Source organism: Leucobacter sp. 7(1) (assembly GCF_900163635.1).
Classification (GTDB): Bacteria; Actinomycetota; Actinomycetes; order Actinomycetales; family Microbacteriaceae; genus Leucobacter.
Map to the genome: position 1 here is coordinate 98531 of NZ_FUID01000005.1, position 6105 is coordinate 104635.

Below are 6105 nucleotides of genomic sequence, written 5' to 3' on the forward strand. Positions count from 1 at the left end.
ATGACTGAATCCCAGCGCGCGCCCCAGCGGGCCGTTACGAAGGCAGTGGTTCCGGCAGCAGGACTCGGAACCCGCTTCCTCCCGGCTACCAAGGCGATGCCCAAGGAGATGCTTCCGATTGTCGATAAGCCGGCAATCCAGTACGTCGTTGAAGAGGCGGCCTCGGCCGGTCTCGGTGACGTTCTTATCATCACCGGGCGCAACAAAGACAACCTTGTGAACCACTTCGACAGCGTGCCCGAGCTTGAATACTCGCTGGAACGCAAGGGCGACGAGGGCAAACTGGGCAAGGTCCACGAGGCCAGCGAGCTCGCCGAGGTGTACTTCCTCCGCCAGGGCCAGCCTCTCGGGCTTGGCCACGCGGTCGGCCGCGCACGCGGCCACGTCGGGGATGAGTCGTTTGCGGTGTTGCTGGGTGACGATCTCATCGACGCTCGGGATCCCCTGCTGGACCGGATGATCGCTGAGCACGACGAGCGCGGTGCCACGGTGATCGCGCTCATGGAGGTACCGCAGGAGTCGATTCACCTGTACGGCTGCGCTGCTGTCGAGCCGACGGACGATCCTGACGTGTTCCGCGTGACCGGCCTCGTGGAGAAGCCAGCCGCTGCCGAAGCGCCGTCGAATCTTGCCGTGATCGGACGCTACGTACTGCGCCCCGAAATCTTCGACATCATCGACGAGCTCGAGCCCGGTCGCGGGGGAGAGATCCAGCTCACGGACGCGCTGCACCACCTCGCCGAGGGCAAGGGTGAGGCGCCGGTTTACGGCGTCATCTTCCGCGGCCGCCGCTACGACACGGGTGACCGTGCTGACTGGATCAAGGCCAATGTCCTGCTGGGTGTCGACCACGACGAACTCGGTGCGGAGATCTCCGACTGGGTGATCGGGTTCGCCGAGCAGTTGCGCGCACGTCGCGAGGGCTAACACACCGTGCCACTCGGCCGCGCAATCGCTGATCCCGGCCCGCTCACCGCGGGCCGGGTCACACTCCGCGTGGTGCGGGTCCGCGACGCGGAACCGCTGCGGCAGCTGCTGCAGCGCAACCGCGGGTGGCTGAGTCGTTGGGAAGCCACTCACCCCTCGGGGCGCAGTATCGAACCAGGGTCCGTATCGATGCGCCCCACGATTCGGGCATACCGTCGCCAACTCGCCGCGGGCAGCGGGGTACCGTTTGTGGTGCTCTACGACGGAGCAGTCGTCGGGCAGCTCAGCGTGTCCGAGCTCTCCGGCGGGGCGCTCCAGTCCTCGCAGCTTGGCTACTGGGTCTCCGAACACGTTGCGGGTCGCGGTATCGCACCCACGGCTGTCGCGATCGCGATTGACTACCTGTTCGGGGCGCTCGGACTGCACCGGGTCGAAGTCTGCATCCGGCCTGAGAACACGGCCTCACTCAGGGTCGTCGAGAAGCTTGGCCTCCGACCCGAGGGGCGACGCGCGGCATACATTCACATCGACGGTGCCTGGCGTGATCACGATTGCTTCGTGGCGTTCCGCGGAGACGGCTCGATGGTGCAACGGTTGGCGCGGGCCCGGCACTAGCGGCGAGGACACGCCCGGACCGCGCACACATGCCCGTCCGGGAATCCATCGCGGCGGCGCGCCGGGGGACACCGGCCGCAGCGACGCCGTACAGTGAGGCACATGACAGGCGGTGTGCTCGGCGGTGGTGTGATCTTTGTGGTCGCGGCGCTGCTGTGGGCCGCCGTGCTCGTGCCGGCATGGACGCGACGCCGCGAGTTCCGCGCCGCGGAACGGAACGCAATGCGGCTCCAGCGCACGCTCCGGGTTCTCGCGGAGACCGCAGAGGTGCCGCAGGAACTCACGATCGAGGCGACCGCCCGCGAGGCCCTTGCGCACGAGAAACTCCTCCGCACGGCGCAGCGCCAACAGGAAGCGGAACGCGCAGCAGATCTTGCGGAAGCACGCGCCGCATCAGTTCGCGCCGAGATTCGCGCACAGGAAATGCGACGCCGACAGGCCGCAGCGCAGCGCTCGGCACGGCTCCGCCGTCCGGCCGCGCGCCGCGTTCGCGCAATGGCAGCGGCCGCAGCGCTCGTCGGGGTTCTCGGATCTCTCGTTGGCATCGGGTTGCTCCTTGCAGGCAGCGGTGCGGCGGTGCTCGTCGGATCCGCTCTGATCGCGCTCGCCTCCGCTGGCGGGCTTGTGCTGCTTGCGCCGGGCCGCGTCCGAGTACAGCACATCGAGGCCGAGCGGGTTGCAACCGCCACGATCCCCGTTGTTGAGCTCCAGGAAGAACCCGTAGCCACGGGCGAAACTGAGGCCGCCGCCGAGGCCCACGCCGCCGCACAGCGTGCCGCCGCGGAACGGATCGAGCGTGCGCGCTCCCTAGCGCGCAACCGGGCACAGGATCGTGCTGGGCAAGCTCGCGCCCAGGAGAACCAGCCAGACTCCATGCTGCTCCGCGAAGTGCGTGAGCAGGTGGCTCGGGAACGCTCCGCGCCATCGCGCGAGGGAGCCGCCGTCGCGGACGCAACGGATGCACACGAAGCACGGGCACCGCAGACTCCGACGGTCACCCAGCGGGCACCGATGTCCGCGGCCGACGCCCAGCGCCGGGCCGCAGCGCAGCGTCTCCGCGAGATGGGTGTGATCGGCGATACCGCTGAAGGACTCCCTGACCTCGACGCTGTGCTCCGTCGCCGCCGTAGCGCTGGATAGTCGCTCCGCACATCGGTCATCGCCGAATTTCGTGCGATCGCCACCTGCCTGCTACGCTAATTTCCGTAAGGGTCTGTGGCGCAGTTGGTAGCGCGTCTCGTTCGCAATGAGAAGGTCAGGGGTTCGATTCCCCTCAGATCCACTCTGAAGAGCTCCGCTCCGCGGGGCTTTTCCTCGTTTCGGGGAATCGCGGCGGATGTGCGAACGCTTCGCGTCCGCTTTGAACATCCACCGCCCCTCAGATCCACTCTGAAAAGCTCCGCTCCGCGGAGCTTTTCCTCGTTTCGGGGAATCGCGGCGGATGTGCGAACGCTTCGCGTCCGCTTTGAACATCCACCGCCCCTCAGATCCACTCTGAAAAGCTCCGCTCCGCGGAGCTTTTCCTCGTTTCGGGGAATCGCGGCGGATGTGCGAACGCTTCGCGTCCGCTTTGAACAGCCCCCGCCCCTCAGATCCACTCTAGAAAGCTTCGCTTCGCGGAGCTTTCTCTCGTTTCGGGGAATCGCTCGGGATTGGGAAACGCTGGCGCGTTCACCTGCTGACAGGCGTACAACGGAGGTACGAATTGTTGTGGGCTCGCCACTCTTCGGAGTTCCGTGCCGCTCCGCGTCCGCCCACTGCCGAGCTACGGGGGATGACCGTGCTTTCGCGGCGACGATGCGAAATGCCGCACGGGCTGTCTCGGTCAGTATTCTGACCGGGACAGCCCGTGCGGCTCATAGGCGGAGCGTCGGGCACCCGCAGACTTATCGACTCAGTAGGAGTTCACTACGCTCGGTAGTCCATCACCAACCGGTGAATGAACGCAGCCATTGCTTCGCGTGACAGGCGATCTTTTGGCCAGTATTCCTTCGTGTTCCCCACCTTGTTTCCCGTAGTCAAGCCGACGTCATACATCCAAGAAATCTCAGTGTAGAACTTCATGCCAGGCTTCATATCAGCGAGAGGAGACACTTTTGGGGCGCGATAGCCAGTCGGCTTCTCCAATCGGTAAATGAATGCGGCCATAGCTTCCCGAGATAGCCGCTCCTTGGGACGGAACTCTGGCTTGCCGTGGGGCTGTTGGGTTCCAGTTGACAGTTTCGCGTCCCACATCCAGGCGATTTCCTTGTAGAACGGGTCTCCCGCTCGTACGTCAGCAAATGGCGACGTCTTCGGGGCCCGGTAGTTCTTCGGTGCTTCCAGTCGGTAGATGAACGCTGCCATGGCTTCCCGTGACAACTTGTCCTTTGGCTTGTACAGAGGCTTGGCCGGGGGCTGACGTGTTCCCGTCGCATACTTCATGCAGTGCATCCAGTCGATCTCGGTGTAGAACTTATGTCCGACGGGCACATCTGCAAACACAGCTACGTTCCGAGCTGGCACACATGGAATCGGAAGCGGGGAAACCGAGACCTGGAAGGTCCTCGAGTCGGTGCCCGCGGAGTTCTTGACGGTAACTTCCACAGGGCTCTTCCCGGCGCTGGAGGGCGTGCCGGTAATCCTTCCTGCCTCGGTCATCTTCAGACCTGCGGGGAGACGTCCGGATGTAATTGCGAACTGCATTGGTGCAGTGCCAGCAGCCTTGATCTGCGCTGCGTAAGCCACCCCGACGGTGGCCGCTGGCAGCGACGCAGTCTGAATCGTAGGTGCGACGCCGCGGTCAATGTCAACGGTGAGCTGAAACTCCCGATCCAAAGTATTCCCGTGGCGGTCCGTTCCACGGACAAGCAGGGGGTAGTCGCCGGCGAGTGTTGGAGCGCCTGACAATGCGCCAGAGTTGCTGAGCGAGAGACCCGGCACTTCGTCAGAGAGAAGTTCAAAGCCCTGCAACGCGGCGGGTACAAGCGGATCGATATACCCGTCCGTGGTGGTGAAGGTGAACCCATACTGTGATCCGAGCACTGCAGCCGGCAGAGCGGAGTTCGTGAAGTCTGCGCGTTCTACGGGGAAGGTAACGTCGGCCGAAAACGCAGGGCCTCCGGGGACAATCGGTTTTGAGACTCCTACCTCGAGTGTGGAGGCGTCTTCAATGACGTCTGGCCAGGATGCCCCCGCACCATCGTTCGTGGGTTCCGCGCCGGAGACTACTTCCTGACGCTCGCCGAACGGCATCGAAAACAGATCTGCGACGTCCTGCTTCGTATAGCTTTGGGCGCCTGCAGGCACAAATGCGGTGCTGCCCGAGACAGTCTGGCCGTTGAACCCGACGCGCCTAATATTCGGCCAGGACTCGAGCACAGAAATATCGGTTATGTGGTTGTCGTTGACGTTGACAGTGTCCAAATCGACTAGTGAGCGAAGAGGGGACAGGTCTGTGATTCTTGCGGAGGGCGCAGAGATCGTGAGCATGTCCGAAAGTCCTGCGAGCGGCGAGAGGTCTGAGACCGCGGTGTTTTGGAACCAGATTTCTTGCAGGCTCGTCACATTCGCGAGTGGTGCCAAGGTCGTGATCTTTGTGTAGGCCACCTGGAGCCATCTCAGGGAGGTGTTCTCGCTGAGCGGCTCAAGCGTGTCGATATCCGTGAAGTTGAGCTCGAGCCAGTTGATCGTCGGTATGGACGACAACGGAGAAATGTCGCTGATCGGGTTTCGGGAGATCGTGAGTTGTCGAAGTGTCGTGAGGCTCGACAACGGCTCCAAAGACTCGATCTCGTTGTTATCGACATACAGCGACGAGAGGTTCTGTGCATGCTCGAGTCCGGTCAGGTCAGTGATGCCGCTGCCTTTGCTGGTCAGCGTCTGGAGCTTTAAGAGATCCCGGTATGTAATGTGTGACGAGCTCACGCCAATTTTGCTTGCGACCGCGGCACGCAATATTGGGTCCGGGAAATCGATGGAGTCAGAGGGTCCCGGCTCGTCTGCCCGCTCGACCGTGCGTCGTGAGTTGACTGCTTCTCCAGCGGTCTCGAAGGGTTCCCCTCCGAGACCTTCGTCGGTGGGGAATGGGATCTCCTCGAGAGTTCCGACTGCGCGCGCCGGACTCGTGGGTCCGAGACCCGAGAGGAGGCAGATCCCCGCGAGGAGGGAGACCGATAGGAGCATACCCAGTATTCGGAGTGGAGCTCTGTTTCGAGACAGCTGGTGATTTGACATATTGTGGGGCTTTCTATGATGGCGGGCGCGGCTCCAAGGGCTCGAGCCGTGAGGGAATGGCCGCTGGGAAGCAAAGGTTCTCAGTCGAGCCATCGGCCACTCAGCGTAGGCATCGTTTGGACGGCCTGGGTGAGGGGTGCCCCGCAGATAAGTGCCTGGCCTTGGGGCAGGGCGGCACCGAATCAGGACAGGAGCGGTGCAGTTCCCCGGGCGGTGGGCCTTCGTGGCGGCAGTCGAATTCGACAGCTACCTGCCCGGCTGGGCTGAGGTGCCACGTCCCGAAGAGCGGTTTGGGAAGTAGCCAGATGGGGGCCGAGCTACTTCCCAAACCGAAGGTCACTTGCCGGG

4 protein-coding genes and 1 tRNA gene are annotated in these 6105 nt (G+C 63.5%); 4 read left to right on the top strand and 1 reads right to left on the bottom strand.

Annotated elements, in window-relative coordinates; genetic code table 11:
- The 4 genes from FM113_RS01925 to FM113_RS01940 all read left to right on the top strand — a co-directional run bounded on the left by FM113_RS01925 (position 1) and on the right by FM113_RS01940 (position 2824).
- Positions 1 to 927, top strand: a complete 927-nt coding sequence (locus FM113_RS01925; RefSeq protein ID WP_087010929.1) for a UTP--glucose-1-phosphate uridylyltransferase — start codon at positions 1 to 3, stop codon at positions 925 to 927.
- 6 nt (positions 928 to 933) lie between these two features.
- Complete coding sequence (locus tag FM113_RS01930; protein ID WP_087010931.1) at positions 934 to 1542, top strand: GNAT family N-acetyltransferase; 609 nt, start codon at positions 934 to 936, stop codon at positions 1540 to 1542.
- 102 nt (positions 1543 to 1644) lie between these two features.
- Positions 1645 to 2682, top strand: a complete 1038-nt coding sequence (locus tag FM113_RS01935) for a hypothetical protein (protein ID WP_087010933.1) — start codon at positions 1645 to 1647, stop codon at positions 2680 to 2682.
- Between the two features lie 69 nt (positions 2683 to 2751).
- A tRNA-Ala gene (locus FM113_RS01940) sits at positions 2752 to 2824 on the top strand.
- A 626-nt stretch (positions 2825 to 3450) separates the two neighbouring features.
- Here FM113_RS01940 and FM113_RS01945 read toward each other — a convergent pair.
- Entirely contained in the window at positions 3451 to 5706 is a 2256-nt protein-coding gene (locus tag FM113_RS01945) for a leucine-rich repeat domain-containing protein (RefSeq protein WP_176387041.1), read from the bottom strand.
- Positions 5707 to 6105 lie beyond the last annotated feature (399 nt).

Excerpts from the sequence above, each read along its gene's own strand:
- FM113_RS01925 (WP_087010929.1), top strand. The coding sequence starts at position 1 with ATGACTGAATCCCAGCGCGCGCCCCAGCGGGCCGTTACGAAGGCAGTG.
- FM113_RS01935 (WP_087010933.1), top strand. The coding sequence starts at position 1,645 with ATGACAGGCGGTGTGCTCGGCGGTGGTGTGATCTTTGTGGTCGCGGCG.
- FM113_RS01945 (WP_176387041.1), bottom strand. The coding sequence starts at position 5,706 with ATGCTCCTATCGGTCTCCCTCCTCGCGGGGATCTGCCTCCTCTCGGGT.